Origin of the sequence: Aeromonas sp. 600886 (genome assembly GCF_049174935.1) — a bacterium.
Classification (GTDB): domain Bacteria; phylum Pseudomonadota; class Gammaproteobacteria; order Enterobacterales; family Aeromonadaceae; genus Aeromonas; species Aeromonas veronii_A.
Map to the genome: position 1 here is coordinate 53,968 of NZ_JAAKUB010000021.1, position 26,559 is coordinate 80,526.

The 26,559-nt window shown below is 59.1% G+C and carries 27 protein-coding genes and 1 tRNA gene; 13 read left to right on the top strand and 15 right to left on the bottom strand.

What is annotated here, in order from left to right:
• The first annotated feature begins 119 nt into the window (after positions 1-119).
• Positions 120-335 (top strand): 50S ribosomal protein L31, encoded by a 216-nt coding sequence (gene rpmE, locus G5179_RS15825; protein ID WP_005340673.1) that lies wholly within the window; start codon positions 120-122, stop codon positions 333-335.
• Positions 336-435: 100 nt separating this feature from the next.
• Here the strand turns inward: rpmE and G5179_RS15830 are convergent, their stop codons facing one another.
• Positions 436-1,086 carry a chromophore lyase CpcT/CpeT gene (locus tag G5179_RS15830; protein WP_268012668.1) on the bottom strand — a complete coding sequence of 217 codons (651 nt, stop codon included), beginning with the start codon at positions 1,084-1,086 and terminating at the stop codon, positions 436-438.
• A gap of 122 nt (positions 1,087-1,208) precedes the next feature.
• A complete protein-coding gene (locus tag G5179_RS15835; RefSeq protein WP_421258704.1) occupies positions 1,209-3,062 on the bottom strand; it encodes a methyl-accepting chemotaxis protein in 1,854 nt (617 codons plus the stop codon).
• Positions 3,063-3,208: 146 nt separating this feature from the next.
• Here G5179_RS15835 and rraA point away from each other — a divergent pair, with 146 nt between their 5' ends.
• Entirely contained in the window at positions 3,209-3,694 is a 486-nt protein-coding gene (rraA, locus tag G5179_RS15840; RefSeq protein ID WP_005340678.1) for a ribonuclease E activity regulator RraA, read from the top strand.
• A 269-nt stretch (positions 3,695-3,963) separates the two neighbouring features.
• Here the strand turns inward: rraA and G5179_RS15845 are convergent, their stop codons facing one another.
• The 3 genes from G5179_RS15845 to G5179_RS15855 all read right to left on the bottom strand — a co-directional run bounded on the left by G5179_RS15845 (position 3,964) and on the right by G5179_RS15855 (position 6,523).
• Positions 3,964-4,638 (bottom strand): 7-cyano-7-deazaguanine/7-aminomethyl-7-deazaguanine transporter, encoded by a 675-nt coding sequence (locus G5179_RS15845; RefSeq protein ID WP_069555507.1) that lies wholly within the window; start codon positions 4,636-4,638, stop codon positions 3,964-3,966.
• A 159-nt stretch (positions 4,639-4,797) separates the two neighbouring features.
• Entirely contained in the window at positions 4,798-5,085 is a 288-nt protein-coding gene (locus tag G5179_RS15850) for a DUF3630 family protein (RefSeq protein WP_005356917.1), read from the bottom strand.
• A 10-nt stretch (positions 5,086-5,095) separates the two neighbouring features.
• Complete coding sequence (locus tag G5179_RS15855) at positions 5,096-6,523, bottom strand: protein adenylyltransferase SelO (protein WP_421221951.1); 1,428 nt, start codon at positions 6,521-6,523, stop codon at positions 5,096-5,098.
• 105 nt (positions 6,524-6,628) lie between these two features.
• Between G5179_RS15855 and G5179_RS15860 the strand changes: the two genes are divergently transcribed.
• Positions 6,629-6,931, top strand: a complete 303-nt coding sequence (locus G5179_RS15860) for a c-type cytochrome (protein ID WP_076493969.1) — start codon at positions 6,629-6,631, stop codon at positions 6,929-6,931.
• Between the two features lie 67 nt (positions 6,932-6,998).
• Here the strand turns inward: G5179_RS15860 and recQ are convergent, their stop codons facing one another.
• Positions 6,999-8,834 carry an ATP-dependent DNA helicase RecQ gene (gene recQ, locus G5179_RS15865; protein ID WP_042081697.1) on the bottom strand — a complete coding sequence of 612 codons (1,836 nt, stop codon included), beginning with the start codon at positions 8,832-8,834 and terminating at the stop codon, positions 6,999-7,001.
• Between the two features lie 133 nt (positions 8,835-8,967).
• Here recQ and G5179_RS15870 point away from each other — a divergent pair, with 133 nt between their 5' ends.
• Positions 8,968-9,432, top strand: a complete 465-nt coding sequence (locus G5179_RS15870; RefSeq protein ID WP_042054246.1) for a thioesterase family protein — start codon at positions 8,968-8,970, stop codon at positions 9,430-9,432.
• Positions 9,433-9,556: 124 nt separating this feature from the next.
• Positions 9,557-10,084, top strand: a complete 528-nt coding sequence (locus G5179_RS15875) for a hypothetical protein (RefSeq protein WP_005356927.1) — start codon at positions 9,557-9,559, stop codon at positions 10,082-10,084.
• A gap of 259 nt (positions 10,085-10,343) precedes the next feature.
• Here G5179_RS15875 and G5179_RS15880 read toward each other — a convergent pair.
• The 9 genes from G5179_RS15880 to G5179_RS15920 all read right to left on the bottom strand — a co-directional run bounded on the left by G5179_RS15880 (position 10,344) and on the right by G5179_RS15920 (position 19,649).
• A tRNA-Pro gene (locus G5179_RS15880) sits at positions 10,344-10,420 on the bottom strand.
• 155 nt (positions 10,421-10,575) lie between these two features.
• Positions 10,576-11,280: an MOSC domain-containing protein gene (locus G5179_RS15885; RefSeq protein ID WP_421221954.1), complete on the bottom strand. Its 705-nt coding sequence runs from the start codon at positions 11,278-11,280 to the stop codon at positions 10,576-10,578.
• 49 nt (positions 11,281-11,329) lie between these two features.
• Positions 11,330-12,175 (bottom strand): ABC transporter permease subunit, encoded by an 846-nt coding sequence (locus G5179_RS15890; RefSeq protein WP_374995764.1) that lies wholly within the window; start codon positions 12,173-12,175, stop codon positions 11,330-11,332.
• Positions 12,172-13,077: an ABC transporter permease subunit gene (locus G5179_RS15895; protein ID WP_216952653.1), complete on the bottom strand. Its 906-nt coding sequence runs from the start codon at positions 13,075-13,077 to the stop codon at positions 12,172-12,174. Before G5179_RS15895 ends, G5179_RS15890 begins: the two co-directional genes overlap by 4 nt.
• Complete coding sequence (gene potA / locus G5179_RS15900) at positions 13,074-14,228, bottom strand: polyamine ABC transporter ATP-binding protein (protein ID WP_216952652.1); 1,155 nt, start codon at positions 14,226-14,228, stop codon at positions 13,074-13,076. The genes G5179_RS15895 and potA overlap by 4 nt, the downstream gene beginning before the upstream one ends.
• A gap of 78 nt (positions 14,229-14,306) precedes the next feature.
• Entirely contained in the window at positions 14,307-15,392 is a 1,086-nt protein-coding gene (locus tag G5179_RS15905) for a polyamine ABC transporter substrate-binding protein (protein ID WP_201937656.1), read from the bottom strand.
• A gap of 118 nt (positions 15,393-15,510) precedes the next feature.
• Positions 15,511-16,608: an extracellular solute-binding protein gene (locus G5179_RS15910; protein WP_201937706.1), complete on the bottom strand. Its 1,098-nt coding sequence runs from the start codon at positions 16,606-16,608 to the stop codon at positions 15,511-15,513.
• Positions 16,609-16,661: 53 nt separating this feature from the next.
• Positions 16,662-18,023 carry an aspartate aminotransferase family protein gene (locus G5179_RS15915; protein ID WP_227341600.1) on the bottom strand — a complete coding sequence of 454 codons (1,362 nt, stop codon included), beginning with the start codon at positions 18,021-18,023 and terminating at the stop codon, positions 16,662-16,664.
• Positions 18,024-18,317: 294 nt separating this feature from the next.
• Positions 18,318-19,649, bottom strand: coding sequence for a glutamine synthetase family protein (locus G5179_RS15920; protein WP_005342613.1), 1,332 nt, complete (start codon positions 19,647-19,649; stop codon positions 18,318-18,320).
• 467 nt (positions 19,650-20,116) lie between these two features.
• Between G5179_RS15920 and G5179_RS15925 the strand changes: the two genes are divergently transcribed.
• The 8 genes from G5179_RS15925 (at position 20,117) to G5179_RS15960 (ending at position 26,558) form a co-directional block, all read left to right on the top strand.
• The gene (locus G5179_RS15925) at positions 20,117-20,503 is read left to right on the top strand and encodes a TraR/DksA family transcriptional regulator (RefSeq protein WP_216952650.1); all 387 of its coding nucleotides are present in this window, start codon (positions 20,117-20,119) and stop codon (positions 20,501-20,503) included.
• A gap of 145 nt (positions 20,504-20,648) precedes the next feature.
• On the top strand, positions 20,649-21,506 hold the full coding sequence (locus G5179_RS15930; RefSeq protein ID WP_421258705.1) for a hypothetical protein: 858 nt from the start codon (positions 20,649-20,651) through the stop codon (positions 21,504-21,506).
• 62 nt (positions 21,507-21,568) lie between these two features.
• Positions 21,569-22,015 carry a DUF962 domain-containing protein gene (locus G5179_RS15935; protein ID WP_421209215.1) on the top strand — a complete coding sequence of 149 codons (447 nt, stop codon included), beginning with the start codon at positions 21,569-21,571 and terminating at the stop codon, positions 22,013-22,015.
• Positions 22,016-22,041: 26 nt separating this feature from the next.
• Positions 22,042-22,536, top strand: coding sequence for a CreA family protein (locus G5179_RS15940; RefSeq protein WP_421209214.1), 495 nt, complete (start codon positions 22,042-22,044; stop codon positions 22,534-22,536).
• A 74-nt stretch (positions 22,537-22,610) separates the two neighbouring features.
• Positions 22,611-23,600 carry a 2-hydroxyacid dehydrogenase gene (locus G5179_RS15945; RefSeq protein ID WP_005340720.1) on the top strand — a complete coding sequence of 330 codons (990 nt, stop codon included), beginning with the start codon at positions 22,611-22,613 and terminating at the stop codon, positions 23,598-23,600.
• 92 nt (positions 23,601-23,692) lie between these two features.
• Positions 23,693-25,054 (top strand): molecular chaperone, encoded by a 1,362-nt coding sequence (gene yegD / locus G5179_RS15950; protein WP_421221961.1) that lies wholly within the window; start codon positions 23,693-23,695, stop codon positions 25,052-25,054.
• A gap of 165 nt (positions 25,055-25,219) precedes the next feature.
• Complete coding sequence (locus tag G5179_RS15955; RefSeq protein ID WP_270905936.1) at positions 25,220-25,639, top strand: META domain-containing protein; 420 nt, start codon at positions 25,220-25,222, stop codon at positions 25,637-25,639.
• Between the two features lie 70 nt (positions 25,640-25,709).
• Positions 25,710-26,558: an HDOD domain-containing protein gene (locus tag G5179_RS15960; protein ID WP_042012349.1), complete on the top strand. Its 849-nt coding sequence runs from the start codon at positions 25,710-25,712 to the stop codon at positions 26,556-26,558.
• Position 26,559: the final 1 nt, after the last annotated feature.

A 26,559-nucleotide genomic window follows, 5' to 3' on the forward strand; every position in this document is an offset into this window, starting at 1 on the left:
CACTTGCCTGATATCAGGCATTTCCTATATTATTCGCAGCCTTTGAAACTGTGTTCAACAATCGTGTGGTGTCCGACAAGAGATCGGATGGCGACACGGCCTATTAATTGAGGTTGTCCATGAAAGCTGGTATCCATCCTGACTACGTAGCCATCACCGCCAAGTGCTCTTGCGGTAACGTCATCAACACTTTCTCTACCATCGGTAAAGATCTGAACCTGGACGTGTGCTCCGAGTGCCACCCGTTCTACACCGGCAAGCAGAAAGAAGTTTCTAGCGGCGGCCGCGTAGACAAGTTCAACAAGCGTTTCGGTGCGATGACCACCAAGAAGTAATTTTACTTCTGAAGAATTCTGAAAAAGGCGCCCATCGGGCGCCTTTTTTACGATCCCTGTTTTTCATCCTTCATGTTCCCGCAGCCAGACGTACTCTCCCCTACTGGCCAAACCCTTTGGAACGACGCAAATAGACATACCCCTCACCCGGGCTGCCCCAGCGCGGGCTCCCTGCGTTGTCATAGGCTCGATCCAGCAGTCTGACGCTGTCGGGGCCAATCCAGATATGCTGCACCAGCGTCGTGGCACCACCAAAATCGGTGGAGCAGTGGCCCACCCGGGTGTGACCGGCATATTCGCCGGAGGGGGTACGGGTCAACCAGATCTCGCATCCGTGGCGCAAGGAGAGCTGCTGCGGGGTCAGACTGTCGAGCAGGGCGGGATCATGCCAGGCACCGGCAAAATCGGTGGCACGGGGCATGGTCAGTTCGGCCATCAGGATCCGCCCGTCAGGGGCGGGTGAGAAGCGATAGATGCGCTGGCGGAAAGGACGGACGGAGCGCAGACTCAGGTACTGCTCGGCATAGACCCAGCGATAGCCCTGATAGCCGGGCCAGATCTCCATCAGGCGCAGCTCGGCACTGGTAAAGCGGCTGTCGTAACTGGCCTGCTCCCGGCTCGTAAAGGCCCCGTTGAACCAGCTGAGTAGCGGCTCCATACCGGGCTTGAGTGGGGTATCCTGGGGCGCCGCCCCTGCCAACACCAGACAGGAACAGAGCAGCCCGAATACGGCCACCAGCAACTTTGCCATCGAATCCTTCCGAATCATCATAGTGGCGGCGATTATATGAGCGAATTTCTCCAATAACAGCCATTACGATCAAATCATTGCCACTCTGGTGCAAAAACCTCATAAGGATGCCAGTCCGCTCACTAAACCCGATATTTTGCCACCGCCTTGTTGAGCAGCTGGGCCTGCTCGTTGAGACCCTCGCTGGATCTCGCATTTTCCTCCGCCATGATGCTCGACTCCTGGGCGATGTCGCGGATGTTGTTGACGTTGCGGTTCACCTCGTTGGCCACCAGACTCTGCTGTTCGATGGCTGCCGCAATCTGGGTGCTCATATCCATGATGTTGGTAACATCCTGAGTGATCTGCCCCAGCAACTCCCCTGCGGTACTGGCCTGATCCGAGCTGCGGTTGCCCTGCTCGCGGCAGGTCGCCATTACCTCGACGATGCTGCCGGTCTGTTTCTGCAGCGAGCTGATGATGCCGGCAATCTCCTGGGTCGATTTCTGGGTACGGATGGCCAGATTGCGCACCTCATCGGCCACTACCGCAAAGCCACGTCCCTGATCCCCTGCCCTGGCTGCTTCAATGGCCGCATTGAGGGCCAGCAGGTTGGTCTGCTCGGCAATGCCGCGGATCACATCGAGCACGGAGCCGATGGTCTCGCTCTCTTTTTGCAGCTGGCTCACCTCGCGGGATGAGCTCTCCAGATTGCCCGCCAGCGAGCGGATCTGCTCGACAGTATTCTCGACCGCAGTCCGCCCCTCCATCGCCTTGTTGTTGGTCGCCTGCGCATTGTTGGCCGCCTGCTCGGTGTTGCGGGCGATCTCTTCGATGGTGGAGCCCATCTCGGTGGAAGCGGTCGCCACCATATCAGTCTCCTGCAGCTGGCGCGCCGCCCCTTCACTGGTGCGCTTGACGTTGGCCGAGAGGTGATCCGCCGCTTCAGTCAGGGTGTGCACGCTCTGCTTCACATCGCCGATCAGATCGCGAAACCCGCCCAGCATCACGTCGAGATTGCCTGCCAGCTGGGCCATTTCATCTGCCCCGCGCAGATCTATCTTCAGGCGCAGGTCATTATCCTGACGAATGCGGTTGACGGTGTCATTCACCTGAGTAATGGGACGGTCGATGCTGCGCCCCAGCAACACGCTCATGATGCCGATCAGCACCACAATCACCCCGCCACAGACCAGCATCAGGCTGTTGAGGCGAGCGCTCTGCCGCTCCAGCTCAGCGACAATGTGCTGATCGACGGCGGCAAACCCCTGTTCGGTCTGATGCACCAGATCCCGCATCTGGTTGCGCAGCCCCTCATCCTCTTTCAGCCCCAGTACCTGCATCCCCTGCACCAGCGCCACAAAGTCCTGCCGGTACTGCTTGCTGGCCTGTTCCAGCTTGCCGCGATCCGCCTCCGGCAAAGTGGCAAGGCTATCCTGAAAACTCTTGTGCAAGGTCTCGAAACGCTCCAGATACTGGATATCGGAGCGAAGCATGAAGTCTTTCTCCGCCCGCCTCAGCTGCAACATGGTGATGAGCAACCCCTGCTGATCCAGCTGCTTGAGCCCATTCTCCACCTCATGCACCGCCGCCCGCAGCTTGCCATAGAGCCCCTCCTCCGGCCCCAGACCAATCTTCTGCTGCTGGGCAACCAGATCGTTGAAGGCTTTGCCATAACCGCTGATCTGCTGATCCAGTCTGGTCAGCTCCCCCTCGACAGCCGCCAGATTGTCATCGGTCACCAGCTCCCGATTGTGCTGGTGAAAATCTGACAGCCCCTGATTGAAGCGCTCGACGAAGGTCACATCCTTACGGATCAGAAAATCCTTCTCGGCCCGCCGCAGGTTGAGCATGGCGATCTCCAGCTGGTCGATATTGCGCTGGGCTTCGGTCAGGTGACGGTGCACCTGGCTGGAGTAGATAAACAGGCCGCTCAGTACCAGCATGGCAACGGCAACCAGCACGGTATTCAGGATCAACTTATGACGGATAAGCACGATGGACCTCTCGCAAACAGGCAGTGAACTGCATTGAGCTTATGCAGAAAAGCGGCGACAGGTGATCTGTGCAAGGAATATTCATTGAAATGCCACACCCACTCCTTATACTGGTTGCACCTGTTTCCAGCCGTGGATTTGACACTATGGAATACAATACTTCTGAACTGTGCGACATCTATCAGGACATGGTGGATGTGCTTGAACCCATGCTCTGCTCCTTCGGCGGCCGCGCCTCTTTCGGCGGCGTCATCACCACCGTCAAATGCTTCGAATCGAATGGTCTTATACGTGAACTCGTCAAAGAGAACGGACTGGGACGCGTCTTGCTGATCGATGGCGGTGGCTCCATGCGCCGAGCTCTGATCGACAGCGACATCGCCACAACAGCAGCAGAGAACGATTGGGAAGGGATTGTCTGCTACGGCTGCGTCCGCGAAGTCGATATTCTGGAAGATCTGGATATCGGCATTCAGGCACTGGCAGCCATTCCGGTCGGTGCCGACAGCAAGGATGTAGGGGAGACCGATCTGCCGGTCAACTTCGGTGGCGTGACCTTCCTGCCTGACGACCACCTCTACGCCGATACCACAGGGGTGATCCTCTCCCCCGAGGCACTCGATATCGAGTAAGCCGCAGGCAGAGTGACGACGGGAGCCTTGGCTCCCGTTTTTTATGCCTGCAACTTGCTGAAAAATGACAAAAAAAGAGGGCCAGATAAACTGGCCCTTAACTGGAAGCAATGTGAGCAATGTCGTGCCTTCACAAGAAGTCCATCACGTTGGAACGAATGAAGTCTTTCCCGGAAAACAAGTTAACAATAATCATTCTCATTTAACTGAGCAAGCGTTATTTGCAGAAAGTGCAAAAAATTGACCACCGCGAAGGGTGGTCAATCTGGTCAGGCTTGCCGAGTGGCCGTTTGTAGGCTGGATAATCCGGCCTCGCCCACCAGCTTGCGGCTGAGGTAGCGCAACAAAACACCGTAGAGCGGCACAAACAAACCAAGGCTTATCAGCAACTTGAATACGTAATCGACGGTTGCGATCTCGACCCAGTGCTCTGCCATGAAAGGATCTGTGGTGCGCCAGAAGGCCACACTGAAGAAAGCGATGGTATCAACCAGATTACCGAACAGGGTGGAGGCCGCAGGTGCAATCCACCACTGCTTGAGCAGACGCAGGCGGTTGAACACCACCACATCCATGAACTGCCCTACCAGATAGGCCATAAAGCTGGCCAGTGCGATACGCGCCACGAACAGGTTGAATTCGGCCAGATGACCAACACCCTGGAAGCTCCCTTCGAAGAAGAGCACGGAGAGCACATAGGAGACCGCCAGCGCAGGAAGCATCACGGTCTGGATAATCTTGCGCGCCAGACCGGCACCGAAGATCCGCACCGTCAGGTCAGTGGCGAGGAAGATAAACGGGAAGCTGAACGCACCCCAGGTAGTGTGGAAGCCAAACACAGTGATCGGCAGCTGCACCAGATAGTTGCTGCTGGCAATGATCAGGATGTGGAACAACGACAGGCGAACGAGCGCCGTTTGGTACTGCGCAGGGGTCAGATTCATCTTGTGACCTTTTTGGTTAATGGGGTTAGGGAACCCATATCGCCACCATTGGCGATAATCGAGGGGCGAGATTATACGCCCCCAAACCGATAGTTCAATCTTTATGCGATTACGCTTGTCCAGGTTGGCCAGCGGCAGAGCTGGCCTTGTGGGCGATAGTCACGCCTTGTGCTGTCTGGCGAGCCAGAGCAGTGCCTCCCGATCCGCCGGGCGCACCGCCTCCAGCCAGCAGCCGCTGTAGTGTTCATACTCCAGCCGAAACTGGCTCCCTTCAAACTCCAGCAACCAGCTATGGCGGTCGGCCCCCGCATCCTGATCGAGCGGCTGCAGCTCCCACTCTCGCAACAAGGCCTGCGCCAACAGCGGAAACGAGTCCCAGTCGAGCGCCGGACAATCGAGCGTCACCACACCAGCTTCGTTATCTACCTGTTTGATTTGCCAACTCATTCCCTGTCTCTCAGCTACTGCAGGAGAGCTCACCACCGCAATACCATGCCGGAGTCGGGGTGGCGAGATCCTCATATTCGGGTTGTTCATCAAAGGGGCGCTGCAAGGCGGCGAACAGCCGCTCGAACGGCTGCATATCCCCTGCGTCGGCGGCGTCTATCACCTGCTGGGCCAGCGCATTGCGCAGCACATACTTGGGATTGATGGCATCCATCTGCGCCTTGCGCACGGCATCCTCGCTGCCTTCGCGCATTAGCCGCGCCCGATAGCGCTCCAGCCACGCCTGCCAAACACCAGGTTCAGGCAACAGGGCCAGCAGAGATGCAGGCCACGCCCCCTCTTGCGTCACCTCACCGAGACGGCGCAGGAACAGGTGGTAATCCACCTTGTGGGCCGCCAGCAACCGGAACAGCTCGCGGAACAGCGCCGGGTCATCCTCCTCCCACTCTGCCAGTCCGAGCTTGGCCCGCATCAACTCGGAGTAGTGCAACATCAGCTGCTGCTCGTACTGGGCCAACGCTGCAGCCAGCGCATCACCGTCTACATGGCCAGCCAGCGCCTGCGCCAGTTTTTGCAGATTCCAGTAACCGACCGCAGGCTGCTGATCCAGCGCGTAGCGGCCCGCCGGGTCCGAGTGGTTGCAGACAAAATCGGGCACATAGGCATCGCTAAAGCCGTAGGGGCCGTAATCCAGCGTCAGGCCGAGCAGCGACATGTTGTCGGTGTTCATCACCCCGTGACAGAACCCCGCCGCCTGCCATTTGGCAATCAACCGCGCGGTGCGGCGCACAACCTCAGCAAACAGTTCGGCACCACTCTCCTGTTCGGGGAAGTGGTGGCGCAGCAGATAGTCGATGAGTGGCGGGATCTTCTCCCCCTGCCCGCTCCAGGCGAAATACTCGATATGACCGAAGCGCAGATGGCTGGGGGCGGTGCGCAGCACAGTCGCCCCTGTCTCAACCTGCTCGCGATAAACGGGCTCCTGACTCCCCACCAATACCAGCGCCCGCGTGGTCGGGATGCCGAGGGCATGGAGCGCCTCGGAGGCGAGATACTCGCGAATGCTGGAGCGCAGCACGGCGCGACCGTCGCCAAAACGGGAGAACGGTGTCTTGCCCGCCCCCTTCAGGTGTAGATCCCAGCGCTGGCCATCTGGCGCCTGCTGCTCACCCAGCAGCAGCGCGCGACCATCCCCAAGCCGGGGGCTATAACCCCCGAACTGATGACCAGCATAGACCTGCGCTACCGGTTGCATACCGGGCAGCACTTTTCCCTCGCCACAACAGGCGATCCAGTCAGCCTCGCTGACGCCTCCCAGCCCCAACTCATCCAGCAAAGCCCGGTTGAGATGAAGCAACCGGGGTTGCTGCAGCGGCTGGGGGACCACGGGTTCACAGGCCCAGGGCAACTCGGTCGCAAAAGTGTTGATCAGCTTCATGGTTGTGCCATTCGTCCCTGCGTATGCTCGTGTCACTCTTTATACTGCCGTCAGTCATGCTTGCGCTAACTGGCAACCATCATTTTTCAATTCAAGGAGAAGAAGATGCAAAAATGGGTATATGCCCTGCCCTTGCTGGCACTGGCGTGGGGTCATCAGGCCAAGGCTGCCGATATAGAAGCCGGCAAAGCCAAGGCAGCGGTCTGTGCTGCCTGTCACGGCGTGGAAGGCAAGGCAATGATCCCCAACTATCCCCATCTGGCGGGTCAGAATGCCGCCTATCTGGTGAAACAGTTGAAAGCGTTCAAGGATGGCTCTCGCAAAGAGCCCTTGATGGACCCCTTCATGGCGCCGCTGACCGATGCGGATATCGACAATCTGGCCGCCTTCTACGCCAGCCTGAAATAACCTCGCGTCTAACCCTTGGTTCTTCCGAGCCGCGCTTACCGTGGTCGATTAGGCTGCCTAATCGACCCTACCGCCGGCAGTAGTCGATGATCAGATCCATAAAGGCTTCGCCAAAGCGCTCCAGCTTGCGGTGCCCGACACCGTTGATAGCCAGCATCTCGTCTTCGGTCATCGGCATCAGCTGAGCCATCTCCACCAGGGTCGCATCGTTGAACACCACGTAGGGCGGCACCTCTTCGTCCTCGGCAATCTGCTTGCGCAGGCCGCGCAGCTCCTTGAACAACCGTTTGTCGTAGTTGGCGTTGTCGAGCAGGCCATTGCGCTTCTCCTTGCGGCTGGAGATAGGCTGCAAGCGGGGCACCGCCAACTCCAGCTTCACCTCGCCACGCAGCACGGGGCGGGCCGCTTCGGTCAGCTGCAGCACCAGATTGCGGGTGATGTTCTGGGTCAGCAGTCCCTTGTGGATCAGCTGGCGGATCACGCTCATCCAGTATTCGTGGCTCTGATCCTTGCCGATGCCGTAGGTCGAGAGCTTGTCGTGGCCGTGATCCTTGATGCGCTGGTTCAGCGACCCGCGCAGCACTTCCACTACATAACCCACCCCGAAATTCTGCCCCACCCGCCAGACGCAGGAGAGCGCCTTCTGGGCATCTTCAGTACCGTCATAGCTCTTGGGCGGATCGAGACAGATATCGCAGTTGCCGCACGGCTTGTCGTTGTACTCGCCGAAGTAGTTGAGCAGCACCTGACGGCGGCAGGTCTGCGCCTCAGCAAAGGCCGCCATCACGTTGAGCTTGTACTGCTCCACCTGCAACTGCTGGGGATTCTCGATGTTGTCGAGCAGGCGGCGCACCCGACCGATGTCGGCAGGATCGTAGAGCAGCAGCGCCTCTGCGGGGGTACCATCGCGTCCGGCGCGACCGGTCTCCTGATAGTAGGATTCGATGTTCTTCGGAATGTCGTAGTGCACCACAAAGCGCACATTGGGCTTGTCGATGCCCATACCGAACGCCACCGTCGCCACCACTATCTCGATGTCATCCTTGAGGAAAGCATCCTGCGTCTGCTGGCGCTGCTCAAGCGGCAGCCCCGCATGATAGGGCGCCGCCTTGCAGCCGTGGCGGGATAGCCGCTCGGCCACCTCCTCCACCCGGTTGCGGCTGGAGCAGTAGACGATGCCGCAGTTGCCCTTCTGGCTCTGCACGTAGCGCAGCAGCTGCTCAGCCGCCTTGAACTTCTCCACCAGGCTGTAGCGGATATTGGGACGATCGAAGCTGGCGGTGTGGATGAAGGGATCGTTCAGCTCTAGGCGGTGCAGCATGTCGCTGCGGGTCGCCTCGTCGGCGGTGGCCGTAAGCGCTACCACCGGCACCTGCGGGAACCACTGCTTGAGTCGCCCCAGCGCCGCATACTCAGGCCGGAAATCGTGGCCCCACTGGGAGACACAGTGCGCCTCGTCGATGGCGAACAGCCCGAGCGGCAGCTCGGCCAGCCGATCCATAAACTCGTGCTGCAACAGTCGTTCGGGGGAGACATAGACCAGCTTGATCTCACCGCGACGCATGGCGGCGAAGTTCTGGATCATCTCCTCCCGACTCAGGGCCGAGTTGATATAGACCGCCGCTACGCCGTTGGCGCGCAGGCTGTCGACCTGATCCTTCATCAGCGAAATAAGGGGAGAGACCACCACCCCGAGCCCTGGCCGCAGCAGTGCCGGGATCTGGTAGCAGAGCGACTTGCCGCCACCGGTAGGTTTGAGCACCAGCGCATCGCGCCCCGCGACGATCTGCTCGATGATTTCGAGCTGACCCGGCCGAAACTGCTGATAGCCGAAGACCGCCTGCAGCAGGGCAAGCGGACTCTCTGGCTGAGGATCTGGCAGGGTTTCGGCAATCGCGGTCATGGGCTCTCCTTTGGGGTCGCCATTCTAAAGCAGCCGCAGCCCACAATAAACCTGCCATTGCGACTGTTAAGGAACTGTTGCAGACTGGCTGGAGTTTTTACTCGGCTTTGATGACAAGGATTGGGATCAGAGAATGAAACAGATGCTCAAGAAGATGGCGCTCAGTGGCATTGCCAACCTGTTTGCCGAGAAGATGCCGTTCAACAAGCTGATCGGCATGCAGGTGACCCACTACGACTTCGACAAGGTGGAGTTGCGCATCAAGATGGACGACAAGCTGATCGGCAACCCCTTCCACAACATCCTGCACGGCGGCGTCACCGCCACGCTGCTGGATGTGGCGGGCGGCATGATAGTCGCCGCATCCTGCATCGACGAGCTGGAGGAGTTCTCCCCCAGCTATCTCAAGGAGCGCTTCGCCCGCCTCGGCACCATAGATCTGCGGGTGGATTACCTGCGCCCAGGGCGCGGCAACGAGTTTATCGCCACCGCCCACATCATCCGGGCTGGCAGCAAGGTGGCCGTCGCCCGGATGGAGCTGCACAACGAAGAGGGCACCCACATCGCCTTCGGCACCGGTACCTATCTGGTGGGTTGAACCAAGTTAGTGCATAAAAACCACGCGGCTAATCCACTTTTAATCATTAGATTCCTTACCCCCTCTGGCCGAACAAGGTCCATACTGATAGTCGGGATTGTGTGCAGAGGGAGGATTGCAGGCGATGAGTGCGAAACTGGCCATCAAACCATCCAGAGCCTTGTTGACACAGCTCGAGTCCATGCTCGACGAGGTGCAGACACCCGAGTGTCGCCACTGGTTGGAACAGGAGCTTGAGGGGTATTCTCTCTCCTCACCCCTGCCTTGGTATCGCATCGTTCCCTGTCGGCAACGCGGTCACTTTCTGGATCTGAAAACGGGAAAATATTTGACCTGTCACATCAACAGTCAAACGCTATGCCAACGCGATCTGGCCCAAATTCAGTTCATTTATGCCCGTGAACCCGCCGCCCACTATTTGCTGCAACGCAATTCCGGTATTGAACCCTGGCCAGAACAGCTGCTGGAAGATTATCAGGAGCAGTTGATCCCCGGCCATCTATGCCTGCAAGCCTGGCATGAGCCCGTGATTTCATTACGTGCACAACTGATGGAGGGAATCGAACATTTCATTAGTGAGTACCCCAAGCACGCGGCCTTGCTGCCTCAACACAGTTTCAAGGCTTTGCGGCATCAGCACTGGCATATCTGAGTAAGCGCCTGGCGCGCAAGGAGGGCACCATAGACAAGACCCATAGCGAGATTGCCACAATCTAGAGTGCCGGAGTCAGAATAGACTCCACCAATGGGCCACCAAGCGGTGGCCCTTTTAATGTCTGTGGTCTTGCTTCGCCCCTGCATACAGCAGGTCAGGTCACTTGGCCAGGTAACAGGTCAGCAGCTAAAGAAAATCGGGAAAACAGGAAGGATAAATGCAAAAAGGCCGCTCTATTGAGCGGCCTTTTCAAATTTGGTCGGTGTGAGAGGATTCGAACCTCCGACCCCTTCGTCCCGAACGAAGTGCGCTACCAAGCTGCGCTACACACCGATGTCTGCGGGACGGGAATTTACCGAAAGCCCAGACCCGACACAAGCCTTTTTTGCATTTGCCAGGAAAAAAAGTGCTGTTTGCTCAACTATTCAGCACTCTTTTCATCTGTTTACCGGGCTGCAGCCAGCTGGTGACATTCCGGAAACCGGCAATCAGGCCAGGCGCAGGGATGCCGGTCCCAGCAGACGGCGCTGCCAGTCAGCCACAGTGCCATGCTCCAGCCAGTCGGCTGCATGCTGGCGCCAGTTGGGGGAGAGGGCCAGATTCTCCAGCAACATCAGCAGATCCGCCTCGTTGCGCACCTGATTGAACAGGATATCCGCCGTGCGCTTCACCGTCAGTTCGGGATAGGGTCTGTCTACCAGCTCCATGGCCGACTCCGGCGACACAATCCCCTCCTCCAGCACCCGCAGCAGCCAGCCACAACGGCCATTCAGTTGCATCACCTGCGACATCTGGCCATAGCCAAAGCGCTGGTTGAGCTTGAAACAGGGGGATCTCGGCTGGCTGATCTGGATCAGCGCCTCACCGAGCCGATAGACATCGCCGATGCAGGCTTGCGCCTCGGTCAGCCCGAGACCGGAGAGGTTCTCGCCAAAGGCGGCAGGTTGCCAGGCTGTACGTGGCGCAGGCAAGCCCAGCGCGGTTTGCCAGGTCTGCCACCAGAGATAGTGATCGGCCGGATAGTAGTGGAGCGCCCGATCCGGGCCACCGTGGTGGCGCGTGTCACACTGCTCATCCCCTTCCAGACCGGCAAAGGTACAGCGAACTGGTGCAGAGATCGGTTGCTTGTGAATGGCGCTGGTGAGGCCGGGCACCAGCTCGGTGCCACGACCACTGAAAAAGGAGATCCGCATACTCATCCTCCGGATTGACGAGAGTAGGCGGATCTTATCATCTGACGAGTCAGGCGACTGCCTGCATCTGGTTGCTCATAGCGATCTCGGCGCGACGGCGCTTCTCCGCCTTGGCCATCAGATACCAGCTGCCGAAGGTAAAGAGCGATACCGACAGCAGGATCAGGCTGGCCACCGCGTTGATCTCGGGTTTAACCCCGAGCCGCACCGCCGAGAAGACCTCCATCGGCAGGGTGGTGGAGCCCGGGCCGGAGACGAAGCTCGCCAGCACCAGATCATCCAGCGACAGGGCAAACGACATCATGCCGCCAGCCGCCAGCGAGGGGGCGATCATCGGGATAGTGATCAGGAAGAACACCTTCCACGGCTTGGCGCCAAGATCCATGGCCGCCTCCTCTATGGAGAGATCCAGCTCCCGCAACCGCGCCGACACAACGATGGCTACGTAGGCGGTACAGAAGGTAGTGTGCGCGATCCAGATGGTCAACATGCCCCGCTCGGCGGGCCATCCCACCAGCTGGGCCATCGCCACGAACAGCAGCAGCAGCGACAGACCGGTGATCACCTCGGGCATCACCAGCGGTGCCGTCACCATGCCACCGAACAGGGTTCGACCACGGAAGTGGGGAATTCGGGTCAGCACGAATGCCGCCACCGTCCCCAGCGCCACCGCGGCGATCGCGGTGTAAAAAGCGATCTCCAGCGAGCGGAACACGGATCCAATCAGCTGCTTGTTGTCGAGCAGGCCGAAGTACCACTTGAGCGACCAACCGCCCCACACCGTCACCAGCTTGGAGGCGTTGAAGGAGTAGATCACCATGATGATCATGGGCAGGTAGATAAACAGCAGCCCAAGCCAGAGCATCAGCTTGGCAAAACCGAAACGTCTCATCATGCCTTGCCCTCCAGCTCTTTGGCCTGGTTACGGTTGAAGAGGATGATCGGAATGATCAACACCGCCAGCATCACCACCGCCAGTGCAGAGGCGACCGGCCAGTCGCGGTTGTTGAAGAACTCCTGCCATAGCACCTTACCGATCATCAGGGTCTCCGGGCCGCCCAGCATTTCCGGAATAACGAACTCCCCCACCACCGGAATAAACACCAGCATGCAGCCGGCGATAATGCCGTTTTTGGAGAGCGGCACAGTGATCTGCCAGAAACGGGTCAGGTTGCGGGCCCCCAGGTCGGAGGCCGCCTCCAGCAGGCTCTGATCGTGTTTGACCAGATTGGCGTAAAGCGGCAGCACCATGAAGGGCAGATAGGAGTAAACGATGCCGATATAGACCGCCAGGTTGGTATTGAGGATCTGCAGCGGTTCGTCAATCAGCCCGATCCCCAGCAAGACGCTGTTGAGCAGGCCGTTGTTACTGAGGATCCCCATCCACGCATAGACCCGAATCAGAATGGCGGTCCAGGTCGGCATCATGATCAGCAACAGCAGAACGGTCTGGGTCTCCTTGTTGGCCCGAGCGATGGAGTAGGCCATCGGATAGCCAATCAACAGGCAGAGCAGGGTGCTGACGAAGGCCATCTTGAGGGAGCCCAGATAGGCTGCGATATAGAGCTCATCCTCCTGCAGCAGCAGGTAGTTCCCCATATTGAGCAGTATGGTGAGCTGATTGTCGGCCCAGCTCACCACGTCGGTGTAGGGCGGGATCGCCACATCCGCTTCCGCAAAACTGATCTTTACCACTATGACAAAGGGCAGCAGGAAGAAGAGGAACAGCCAGAAGAAGGGGATGCCGATCACCAGCCGGCGCCCTCCGCCCCGCTTCAGTCGTTGCAAGATCTTCATGATTGCAGCACCACGCCGCTGTCATCTTCCCAGTAGAGGAACACCTGGTCATCCCAGGTTGGCCGCTTGCCGTGGCGTTCGGCATTGGCGATGAAAGCCTGAACGATTTTGCCCGAGGGCAGCTGGATGTGGTACACCGAGTGTCCGCCCAGATAAGCGATGTCATAGACCTCGCCCTTGGTCCAGTTGAAGTCCGGATGCTCGATTTCGGCCGGCTTTTGCAGGCTCATCAGCAGCTTCTCCGGCCGCAGGGCGTAGGTCACCTTCTTGTTCTCGGCACGGGAGCTGATCCCGTGGCCCACATAGATGGGCTGCTCCAGATCGGCACAGGCGATGATGGCGTGGTCCTGCTCATCCTCCACCAGCAGGCCGTCGAACAGGTTGACGTTGCCGATGAACTCGCACACCAGCCGACTGGCCGGGGTTTCGTAGATATCCATCGGGCTACCGATCTGCTCAATACAACCGTGATGCATGATGGCGATCCGCTCTGCCATGGTCATGGCCTCTTCTTGATCGTGGGTCACCATGACACAGGTAACCCCGACCCGCTCGATGATCTCCACCAGCTCCAGCTGCATCTTGGAGCGCAGCTTCTTGTCGAGCGCCCCCATCGGCTCATCAAGCAGCAGCAACTTGGGACGTTTCGCCAGCGAACGGGCCAGCGCTACCCGCTGGCGCTGGCCACCGGAGAGCTGGTGCGGCTTGCGACGGGCATACTGGGTCATCTGTACCAGCTTGAGCATCTCTTCGACACGGGCGTCGATCTCGGCCTTGGGCAGGCCATCCTGCTTGAGACCGAAAGCAATATTCTGTGCCACCGTCATATGGGGAAACAGGGCGTAGGACTGGAACATCATGTTGATGGGGCGTTCATAGGGGGGCATGTCGGTGATATCCACCCCGTCGAGGAACAGACGCCCTTCGGTCGGGCGCTCGAACCCGGCCAGCATCCGCAGCAAGGTCGATTTACCGGAACCGGATCCTCCCAGCAGGGCGAAGATCTCCCCCTTGTGAATATTCAGGGAAACATTATCGACCGCCAGGGTTTCATCGAACTGCTTGCTAACCCTGTCTATTTTTACCAGCACTTCTTTGCGTTGCTGGCTGCCCTCAAGGGCTTTCTTGTAGGCACTGGAGGCTATCGCCATTACCAAACTCCCTAACGTGATACTGGCCTCACGGCCAATCCATAAAAGCGATTTGGCGCCCCAGAGCGGGCACCAAGGTCAGGTACCGGACTTGATCTTGCTCCAACTCCGGGTGATTTGACGCTGTACCGCGCGGGAATGTGCCTCCTGCACATAGAGCCGCTCCAGCACAGCCTGAGGCGGATAAACCCCCTCATCATTGCGCACCGTCTCATCCATGAACTCGCCAGCCTTGGCATTGGGGTTCGCATAGCCCACATAATTGCTGACCTTGGCGATCACCTCGGGCTGCAGAACATAGTTGATGAGAGCATGTGCCTCTTTGACATTGGTGGCATCAGACGGGATCGCCATCATGTCGAACCAGAGATTGCCCCCCTCTTTAGGAATGCTGTAGGCAATCTTCACCCCCTTGCCGGCCTCGTCGGCACGGGCTGCCGCCTGCAAGATGTCGCCGGAAAAGCCCGCTGCCACACAGATATCGCCGTTGGCGAGATCACCTATGTATTTGGAGGAGTGGAAGTAGGCCACATAGGGGCGCACCTTGAGCAACTGCGCCTCGGCGCGCTTGATATCGGCCGCGTCCTGGCTGTTGGGGTTCAGTCCAAGGTAGTTGAGGGCAGCCGGGATCATCTCGTCTGCCGAGTCGAGGAAGGCGACGCCGCAACGGGAGAGCTTCTCCATGTTTTCCGGCTCGAAGATGGCCGCCCAGGAGTCGATCTTGTCGACCCCCAGCACCGCCTTGATTTTGTCGACGTTGTAGCCGATGCCGTTGGTTCCCCACAGATAGGGCACCGCGTACTGATGGCCCGGATCCACCTTCTCGAGCTGCTTGAGCAGCACGGGATCCAGGTTGGCCAGATTGGGCAGCAAGCTCTTGTCCAGCTTCTGGAAAGCCCCCGCCTTGATCTGCTTGGAGAGGAAATTATTTGAGGGCACCACCAGATCGTAACCGGTCCGTCCGGTCAGCAACTTGCCTTCCAGGGTTTCGTTGGAGTCAAATACGTCATAGACGGTCTTGATCCCGGTCTCCTGCTGGAAATCGCTGAGGGTGGTCTCGCCGATATAGTCAGACCAGTTGTAGAAATGGAGCACAGGGGCTGCCTGGACTGCATTCGCCAATCCCATGGTCAGCGCTATGGTTAGCAATCTGGTTGTATTCACGGTGTCAGTTCTCCTGTTCAGTGGTTGACCGTCTGCGCATCCATTCGCGCGGCCCATCCAGATGGATGGCATCACTACCCTCCCGGCCGAACTGCGGACCGGGAGGGGTATTCGTTACTTACTTACCGGACTTGATCTTGGTCCAGCTGCGGGTCATCAGACGCTGCACCTTGGCCGGCAGATCCGGGAAGGTGTAGATCTTCTGCAAGGTTGCAGAGTCCGGATAAACCCCCGGATCGGTACGGATCGCCTCGTCAACCAGCGGGGTCGCCGCCTTGTTGCCGTTAGGCGCCTGCACCTGATTGGTGATGTTGGCGATCACGTCGGGCTTCATCAGATAGTTGATGAAGGTGTGGGCCGCCTCGACGTTCTTGGCATCCGCCGGGATGGCGATCATGTCAAAGAAGCTGCCAGCCCCCTCTTTCGGAATGGTGTAGGTCAGTGCCACGCCATTTTTGGCTTCCGCCGCCCGCGCCTTGGACTGCTGCAAATCCATGGAGTAACCGACAGCAACACACAAGTTGCCGTTGGCCAGATCCGAGATGTACTTGGAGGAGTGGAAATAGGCGGTATAGGGACGGATGGAGAGGAACAGCTCCTCGGCCTTCTTCAGCTCGTCCGGCTTCTGGCTATCCGGTTTGAAGCCCAGATATTGCAGGGCGGCCGGTAACATTTCGGTCGGCGAGTCGAGGAAGGAGACGCCGCACTCCTTCAGCTTGGCCATGTTCTCCGGCTTGAACACCAGATCCCAGGAGTTGAGCGGCGCATCGGCCCCCAGTACGGCCTTCACCTTCTCGGCATTGTAGGCATAACCGATGGTGCCCCACAGATAGGGGATGGAGTACTGGTTGCCCGGATCGCTCGGGTCGAGCGCCTTGAGCAGGTCGGTATCCATATTTTGCCAGTTGGAGAGCTTGGACTTGTCCAGCTTCTGGAACACGCCAGCCCTGATCTGTTTGGCCAGGAAGGGGTTGGACGGCACCACGATGTCGTAGCCGGATTTACCAGCCAGCAACTTGGCTTCCAGTACCTCGTTGCTGTCAAACACGTCATAAACCACCTTAATGCCCGTCTCCTTCTGGAAGTTTTCCAGGGTATCCGGGGCGATATAGTCGCTCCAGTTGTAGACGTGCAACACCTTCTCTTCAGCCATTGCTCCGGCACTTGCCATGACCAGAGCCACAGAGGCAGCGATCACTCCCGTTTTGAAAGACATCATCCTTGTCTCCTAAGCAAATTGTATGCGCATGCCAACCTGCCTGGCGGCAGCTATCCCTTCAGCTTTGCAGCCGTCAGATCCAGACTGAGCCTGGCTAGCTTGACCAATTCATCAACCTGTTCCTCGGTGATCACCAAGGGGGGCGATATGATCATGGTATCGCCTACCGCCCTCATCACCAAGCCATTGTTAAAACAGAATTCCCGGCAAGTCATCCCGGCATTGGCATGGGCCGGGAAACGCCGGTTGGTCTGCTTGTCCTGGACGATTTCCAGGGCGGCGACCAGCCCGCGGCCACGGGTTTCACCCACCAGCGGGTGGTCAGCCAGCTCTGCCCAGCGGCGCTGCAAATAGGGGCCGATGGTATCATGCACTCGCTTAACTATGCTCTCCTTTTGCATAAGCTGGATATTGGCCACCGCCACCGCGCAAGAGACCGGATGGCCCGAGTAGGTGAAGCCGTGGTTGAACTCGCCCCCCTCTTCCACCAGCCCATTGGCAACCCGGTCACTCACCATCACAGCGCCGAGCGGCAGATAACCGGAGGTAATCCCCTTGGCCAGACACATCAGATCCGGCTTGATGCCAAACCCTTCGCTGGCAAACCAGTGGCCGGTACGGCCAAAGCCGCAGATCACCTCGTCGGCTATCAGCAAAATGCCGTAGTGATCGCAGATGCGCTGGATCTCCGGCCAGTAGCTGTCAGGCGGAATGATGACACCGCCCGCCCCCTGGATCGGCTCGCCGATAAAGGCGGCCACCTTCTCCACCCCCAGCTCCAGAATCTTCTGCTCCAGCTGACGGGCCCTCTCCAGCCCGAACTCGTGGGCACTCATCCCCTGCCCCTCACCGAAGTGATAAGGCTGGTCGATGTGCACTATGCCGGGAATGGGCAGACCACCCTGGGCATGCATCCCTTTCATGCCACCCAGACTCGCCCCCGCCACGGTGGAGCCGTGATAGGCGTTGTGGCGGCTGATGATCACCTGTTTTTCCGGTTGCCCCTTGCTGGCCCAGTAGTGGCGCACCATCCGCAGCACGGTGTCGTTGCACTCGGAGCCGGAGCCGGTAAAGAAGACATGGTTGAGATGGGATGGCGTCACTTCGGCCAGCAAGGTGGCCAGCTCGATCACCGGCGGGTGCGCGGTCTGGAAGAAGAGGTTGTAGTAGGGCAACTGCTGCATCTGACGGGTGGCGGCATCCACCAGCTCCTGCCGACCATAGCCCATATTGACGCACCAGAGCCCCGCCATGCCGTCCAGAATGCGCTTGCCTTCGGAGTCTTCCAGATAAACGCCGCTGGCTTTGGTGATGATACGGCTGCCCTTCTTGTTCAGGGCCTGAAAGTCGGTAAAGGGGTGCAGGTGGTGGCTGGCATCCTGCTGCTGCCACTCACGGGTAGTCTGTTGCATTGTTAGCTCCTCGGTTCCTTCGATTTAGCTGGTTCTGTTCGTCAATCATCAGGAGGGCTGCCACTCCCGCAATCACTGCCACTTTCGCGTGGACTGCGGCACGGCCTGCTCCTCACATCCTTCAATTCGAGCCAAAAACTGTTATCAACCATGCAACCAGAGCGGTGGCGAGCCAACTTCCGCTCACAACCATCCTCAGGCGGAGGCACTCCTCCATCCCGTATTACCGGTTACAGGCAGGGGAGGCAGCCTGCCTCCCCGATTCGGACGATGCGTGGCCGGCACGCATCCGGGTCAGACGTTCAGCAGCAGGAACTCTCGCTCCCAGCGGCTGATCACCCCGAAGTAGGTCTCGTACTCTTTGCGTTTGACCGCGACAAAGGCGCGTGTGAAGCGCTCCCCCAACATCTCCTTGATCGGCTCGCACTGTTCGAGATGGCTGAGCGCCTCCTCCAGCGAGCGGGGCAGACTGTAGGGCAGGTCGTAGGCGCTGGATTTCATCTCCTGCATGGGCTCCAGCTTCTCCATCATGCCAAGATAGCCGCACGCCAGGGTGGCGGCCAGCGCCAGATAGGGGTTGGCATCGGCACCGGCGAAGCGGTTCTCCACCCGGCGGGCACTCGGGTCGGAGAAGGGTACCCGCAGACCACAGGTGCGGTTCTCGACACCCCACTGGACGTTGCGTGGCGCGCTCTCACCGAAGGTGAGGCGGCGGTAGGAGTTGACATTGGGAGCCAGCAGGGCTGTCACCGCCGGGGTGTACTTCTGCAGACCTGCGATGAAATGCATGAAGAGTTCGGAGTTGCCGCCATCCGGGGTACCGAACAGATTTCGACCGTTCATATCCTCCAGACTCTGGTGGATGTGCATGGCGGAGCCCGGCTCGTTGCTCATCGGCTTGGCCATAAAGGTGGCGTAGATGCCGTGGCGATGGGCCGCCTCACGCATGGTGCGCTTGAAAAGGAACACCTGATCCGCCAGATCGATGGCATCCCCGTGCAGGAAGTTGATCTCCATCTGGGCAGCACCGGACTCGTGGATCAGGGTATCCACCTCCAGCTCCTGCGCTTCGCAGTAGTCATACATGTCTTCGAAGATGGGATCGAACTCGTTGACCGCATCGATACTGAAGGACTGGCGAGCTGTCTCCGGACGGCCGTTGCGCCCTACCGGCGGCATCAGCGGATAGTCGGGGTCTTCGTTGCGGGTGACCAGATAGAACTCCAGCTCGGGCGCCACCACCGGCTTCCAGCCCTGAGCCTCGTAAAATGACAGAACCCGACGCAGTACGGAGCGAGGTGCAATGTCGATCAGCTTGCCGTTGACGTCGTAACAGTCATGGATAACCTGAGCGGTAGGTTCCAGCGCCCAAGGGACGAAACGGATGGTGTTGGGGTCAGGATAGAGCTGCATGTCCCGCTCCAGCGGATCGATCATGCTGTCGTCATCCGGATATTCACCGGTCACTGTCTGGGTGAAGATCACCTCGGGCAGACGCATGCCCCCTTCTCGCAAAAACTTGTTGGCTGGGATGATCTTGCCCCGGGCGTTGCCGGTGAAATCAGGGAAGAGACACTCCACTTCCGTGATGCGATTGCTCTCCATCCAGCCCTTGATACTGTCCATGTTAAACCCCGACTCTACGGTTGCCATTGGCAAGGGTGTCTAATATATGGAACACCCTTGTTATCAAATTGTAATCAACACCACCATAAAAGCCCGCTATCAGGGGTAATGTCAAGCAGTGGTGTTTAAAAAACTATAAATAACGGCGCATATAATGACCAAGTCGGCACCAAATACTAAACACTCATGGTCTCGCCTCTCCCCAGTGCAAAGCCGGTGCCAACCGGCCAAAACCAGATGTCAGATCCCGTCAGATCAGCCGCTAAAGGGGCCATTTTTTTGCAAAGGCGCACAATCCCTGTCCTATTTGCTTTGCTTGGCTGCTTTTTTTTGGTACAAGGCCCGCCCTGATTTGCACTCTCTTGCATGAAAACGGTGCAAATCAGACGAGAAGGGCTTGGTCTGCAGGCAGACAGCCCCCATAAACAGGGATAATTGGGTTAGTAAACTGACTGGTAGTAAATCGTATGTGTGATTTCATGACTGAAGACCAACTGGCCTTTTACAAGGGGCAGATCGAGCGGCAGATCGCCGAGCTCGAAGAGCGCCTGAACTCCCAGGCCAGCCAGGCCATCGCCACCGACACCAACGAGATGGCCGATGAAATTGACCGTGCCAGTATCGAGGAAGCCCGCCGTCTGGAGCTGAACCGCATCGAGCACGACAAGCTGCACCTGCGCAAGCTGAGGGGCGCATTGAAGCGAATGAACGATGGAGATTTCGGTTACTGTGAATCTTGTGGTGACGAGATCTCTCTCAAGCGGCTGCAAGCTCGTCCAGAGTCCCGTTTCTGCGTCGAATGCCAGAGCACCAAGGAATTTAACGATACCCACGTGTTCCGCCGCGTCGCCTGATTCTTCGAAGAACCGTCACCATTCAGGTGCAACAGACGCCAACAAGGCTGGGCCCGCGCTCAACCTTGCACAACGCCTCGCAGCAAGATGGTGACAAGTTCTGTTAGACTCCGGACACCTTCCGGAATCTACAGGAGAATAGAGAGTGAAATGGCTCATCAAACTGTGTTTGTGCCTGCCACTGCTGGCACAAGCACAGGTTCTGACGGTCAAGGTTCCCAGCCGTCCCGTCAACAGTCTTGATCAGGAGTACCAGCTCAAACTGCTGGAACTGGCCCTGACCCGCTCCGGACAACCCTTTCGCATCCAGCCTGTCGAACTCGACCTCAACCAGTTCACCCTTCAGCAGCAGCTGAGCAAGGGCAAGACCATCAACGTCTTCTGGATGGGTACCTCCAGCGCACTCGAATCCTCCCTGATTGCCGTCCCCATTCCGCTGTTTCGCGGACTGGAAGGATTGCGGCTGTCGTTCATCCACGCGGATGCCCAAGAGAAGTTCAACCAGATCAATACCCTGGCCGACCTCAAACAGCTGAAGGCGGCACAAGGGGTCGGTTGGGCCGATAACAAAATTCTGGAAAATGCGGGCATCCCGACCTTCTCCGGCCGATACAGCAGTCTGTTTCGCCTTATCAACGACGGCGACAAGATCGACTTCTTCCCGCGCGCCCTGGTGGAGATCTTCGCCGAGCGCAGCGAGCTGGTGGCGCAGTATCCCAACCTCGCCATCGAGCAGCATCTGCTGATCCGCTACCCCTTCGCCCAGTTCTTCTTCGTCAGCCCCGAATACCCCAAGCTGGCCAAGGCGATTCAGACCGGGTTGGAGCGTGCCTATGCCGATGGCAGCTTTATGAAGTTCTTCCATGACAACCCCAAGATCCGCGAAGCGCTCGCCAGCGCCAACCTCGATCAGCGGGTCACCATCGCCCTGCCCAATCCGGATATGACCCCGTTGCTAAAATCCATTCCGGCCCAATATTGGGAGTATCCACCGCAAGGATAAGCATCACGAACGCCTGACCACGAAGGTCAGACTGCGAGAACACAGTGCGCCAGGGAGGTGCCATGAAGGGAATCCAGGAGTGGTTTGAGGAGTACGGCCAGAGCCATCGCCATCCGGTCAACGTCGCCATCCACAAGCTGGCGGTACCGGGCATCTATTTCTGCTCGCTGGCGCTGCTCTGGTGTCTGCCACACGGGCCCTTGCCAGAGCCCCTCAACTGGGCGGCAGTGGCAGCCATTCCGGTGCAGCTGTTCTATCTGCAACTGTCGTTTTCGCTGTTCGCGGGGATGGCGGTGCTGACCGCGCTCGGGCTGGCCTTCTGCCACCAGTGGCAGGGGCCGCTGCTGTGGCCCTCGGTGGCAGCGTTCGTGCTGCTCTGGATAGCCCAGTTTGTCGGCCACAAGATCGAGGGCAAACGCCCCTCCTTCCTCGCCGACCTGCAATTTCTGCTGATAGGCCCCGCCTGGGTGCTTGCCAGCCTCTATCGTCGTCTGGGCATTCCCTATTGAGGAATGCCGGGCCAACAGGAGAGACCATGACACATAACCACACGCGACATAACGCCCTTCGCCGCGCCCTGCCCCTGCTGGTGGGGGCCCTGTTTGCCGGCCCGGCACTGGCCGACAAGGCCGACCCGGTCGGTGAAGTGAGCACCGCCTTCAAGCTGTTTGGCCCCAACCACAAGATCCTGGTGGAGGCGTTCGACGACCCGCGCATCGACGGCGTCGCCTGCTATCTGGCGCGCCCCAAGACTGGTGGCGTCAAAGGCGGGCTGGGCCTGGCGGAAGATCCCTCCCATGCCTCCTTGTCGTGCCACCAGATCGGCCCCATCACCCTGCCCGAAAAGCTGAAGGCAGGGGAAGAGGTGTTCGATGTCAGCACCTCGCTGGTGTTCAAGGAGCAGAAAGTGGTGCGTTTTTACGACAAGAAACGCAATGCACTGGTTTACCTGACCTATAGCACCAAACTGGTGGATGGTTCGTACAAAAGTGCAGTCAGCGCCGTTCCCATCATGCCGTGGGGACAATAACCAGCCGGTTTGTCCGGTGATAGCTGACCCATTTTGTTGTAATTTGACGACACACACGCTGCGGAGCACATACCATGAAAGTCGCCGTATTCAGTACCAAGAGCTATGACAAAGAGCATTTCAACCAGGCCAACAGCCAGTACGGCTTCGACCTGGAGTTTTTCGATGTGCGGCTGGAAGCCAAAACGGCCCGACTGGCTCACGGCTTCCCGGTGGTGTGTCTGTTCGTCAATGACGATGCCGACCGCGAGGTATTGACCGAACTGGCTGCCAACGGCACCCAGGTGATCGCCCTGCGCTGTGCCGGTTACAACAACGTGGATCTGGCGGCTGCCAAAGAGCTGGGGCTGAAAGTAGTGCGAGTACCCGCCTACTCCCCCGAGGCGACCGCCGAGCATGCTGTCGGCATGATGATGTGCCTCAACCGCCGCATCCATAAGGCTTATCAGCGCACCCGCGACGCCAACTTCTCGCTGGAAGGGCTGGTCGGCTTCAACATGCATGGCAAGACCGTTGGCGTCATCGGTACCGGCAAGATCGGTCTGGCCGCCCTGCGTATCCTCAAGGGCTTCGGGGTTCGCCTGCTGGTGAACGACCCTTACCAGAATCCGGCGGCCATCGAGCTGGGAGCCGAGTACGTGGATCTCGATACCCTGTTCCGCCAATCCGATATCATCAGCCTGCACTGCCCGCTGTTCAAAGAGAACTACCACCTGTTGAACAAGGAGGCATTTGCCAAGATGAAGGACGGGGTAATGATCATCAACACCAGCCGTGGCGGCCTGCTCGACTCCAATGCCGCCATCGAGGCGCTCAAGACTTCCCGTATCGGTGCTCTGGGGCTGGACGTCTACGAAGAGGAAGAGGATCTCTTCTTCTCCGACAAGTCCAACGAGGTGATCACCGATGACGTTTTCCGCCGTCTGTCCGCCTGCCACAACGTGCTGTTCACCGGCCATCAGGCGTTCCTGACCCGCGAGGCGCTGCACGCCATCGCCGATACCACCCTCGGCAATATCCGCGCTATCGAGAGCCAGGGCCGCTGCGACAACGAAGTGGAATAAGGGCTCGCCCTCTCTTCGTCACGCGCCGGGTTGTGAGACCCGGCGCCTTCGGGTAGGCTAGCCCCCCTTTTTTATTCAGGAGTCTGGCGCCCATGTTTATCGGATTTGATTACGGCACCTCCAACTGTGCCGTGGCCGTGATGGAACAAGGTAGCCCCAGGCTGCTGAATCTTGGTGCATCCCGCTATCTCCCCTCCACCCTGCATGCCCCCCACCGGGATGCTATCGCCGGTCTGTTGGCCGAAGGGCTGGCCCCCGCCCAGCAGGCGGAGTACCTCAAGCTGCGTGGCCCCGTGGTCACCCGTGCCCAGATGGTTCGCCGCCAGATGCGCGAAGAGGGACTGATCGACGAGCTGAGCTTTGGCGGCGCTGCACTGGAGCGCTATCTGGAAGAGCCGGACGACGGCTACTACATCAAATCGCCGAAATCCTTTCTCGGCGCCTATGGCCTCAAGGCCCCCCAGATCGCCCTGTTTGAAGACATCGTCTGCGCCATGATGCTCCACGTCCGCCAGCAGGCGGAGCAGCAGCTCGGTGCCCCGATCCGCCAGGCGGTGATCGGCCGTCCGGTCAACTTCCAGGGGCTGGCGGGGGAAGAGAGCAACCAGCAAGCTATCGCCATCCTGACCGAGGCAGCCCGTCTGGCCGGTTTCGAGCAGGTGGAGTTCCTCTATGAACCGGTGGCCGCCGGGTTTGAATTCGAGGCGCGCCTCACCGAAGACGCCGTGGTGCTGGTAGTGGATATCGGCGGCGGTACCACCGACTGCTCCATGCTGCGGATGGGTCCCAGCTACCGCGATCAGCTGGATCGCAGCGGCGATCTGCTCGGCCACAGCGGCCAGCGGATCGGCGGCAACGACTTCGATATCCGCCTGACGGTGGAGGGGATGATGCCGCTGCTCGGCATGCACGAGACCCTCAAGACCGGCAAGCCGCTGCCCCACCCGCTGTTCTGGGATGCGGCCGCCATCAACGACGTCAGCGCCCAGAGCCGCTTCTACAGCCTCGACACCGCCCGCCAGCTGCAGGATCTGCAGCTCGACAGCCAGCCCGGCAGCAAGTTGGGGCGTCTGGCCAGCCTGCGGGCCCACAAGCTGAGCCACCAGCTGGTGTGGCGTGCCGAGCAGGGCAAGATCGCCCTCTCGGAGCAGGAACTCAATCGCCAGTCGCTGGCCGAGCTGGAAAAAGGGCTGGAAGCGGAGCTGACCCGCGAACAGCTGGCCAACGCCTCGGCCCTGCTGCTGGAAAAAATTGGCGAGCTGATGGACGAAGCGATTGCCGCTGCCGGAGTGCAGCCTGATCGCATCTTCGTCACCGGTGGTAGCGCCCGCTCGCCGCTGATCGCCAGCTTTATCCGCCAGAAGCTCCCCTCCATCCCGCTTGAGGGTGGCGATGACTTCGGCTCGGTGGCTGCCGGTCTTGCCCGTTATGCCGAGCGGCTGTTCGTCAACTGAGCCCTGAGATAGCGTAAATCGATTGCAACATCACCCGGGTGTTGCCATTAAGCGACAGTCACGCGGGACAAGGGACGACAGAAGCGGTCGGTCGTCCCCTCTCCCGCCCTGCTCCCGACTGCCCAAAAAGGGTATTCTTGACGCTCCCCCAACCGGAGCCCCCTCATGCCCAGATTGCCCTTTTTGTTGCTGATCCCCCTGTTACTGCTCGCTGGCTGCAGCTCGACCGCCTTTGTTCAGCAAGATCTGCAACACCACCACTGGGTACTGAGCAAACTGGATGGCGAACCGATCGAGGCCCCCCGCGACAATCCCCCCGATTTCGAGATCGGCGAGCACTTCACCGTCAATGGCATCGCCGGTTGCAACCGCTACTTCGGTCAGGGCCATCTGGAAGATGACAAACTGTGGGTCACCAGTCTGGGCAGTACCGAAATGGCCTGCATGCCGCCGCTGGACGCCATAGAACAGGCCGTGCTGACCACCCTGACCGAGGGGGCGACTTTGAGCGGCACCAGCCAGAGCCTGATCCTGCAGGGCAAACGGCACCGTTTGGAATACACCTTGCGCGACTGGGTGTTCTAGCGCTCACAAAGCCGCATCACAAACAGGAACATGTTGTCCGGCTGTGGCACAATATGAGGCAGAGTTCGCAATGGAGGCTGCCTCAGCCATGTCGATGGATCGCCTGTTTGACAAGATCAAACAACTCCCCACTATTCCCAAGCTGCTGCACGAGTTGATGCAGAGCTTCAACGACGAGAATGCCCGCATCGACCAGATTGCGGCCAAGATCGCCATGGACCAGGTGATCAGCGTCAAGGTGCTAAAGATGGCCAACTCGGCCGCCCTGCGCCGTGGCAACGAAGTGACCTCCATCGAACAGGCGGTGATCCGCCTCGGCTTCAACCGACTGCGCTCCGTGGTGGTCGCCTCCGGCATCATCGGCACCTTCAAGGCCCCGCCCAGCTTCGACAAGAACAAGTTCTGGACCGAGACCTTCCAGGTCGCCACCATAGCCCGGACCCTGGCGCAGGAGGCCAAGGTGCTCGACCCCGAGACCGCCTTCACCTGTGCTCTTATCCACAACATCGGCGAACTACTGATCCAGAGTACCTTGCCGGAAGAGGCGGAGCTCATCAATCTGGCGATCCAGAAGGGGAGCAGCCGGGTCGAGGCACAGCGGGAGATGCTGGGTTACGACTACGCCCAGCTCGGTGCCGAGCTGGCGCGGCGCTGGAACCTCTCCGAGGCCTTCGTCGATGCCATCTCCCAACAGCTTGACCCGCTCTCCCACGATCCGGTCAGCAAGGAGGCGGTGCTGATCCGCCTCGCCGTGTTTATCTCCTTCGCCTGGAACGCGGGCGTGCCTGCCCAGGCCATCATCGCCCGCTTCCCCAAACCGCTCGCCGACCAGTTGGGACTGGATCCCAAGTCGCTGGCAGGTCAGCTCGAAACACTGCATGAACAGGGTAATGCCCTCGCCGATCTTCTGACTCAATAAG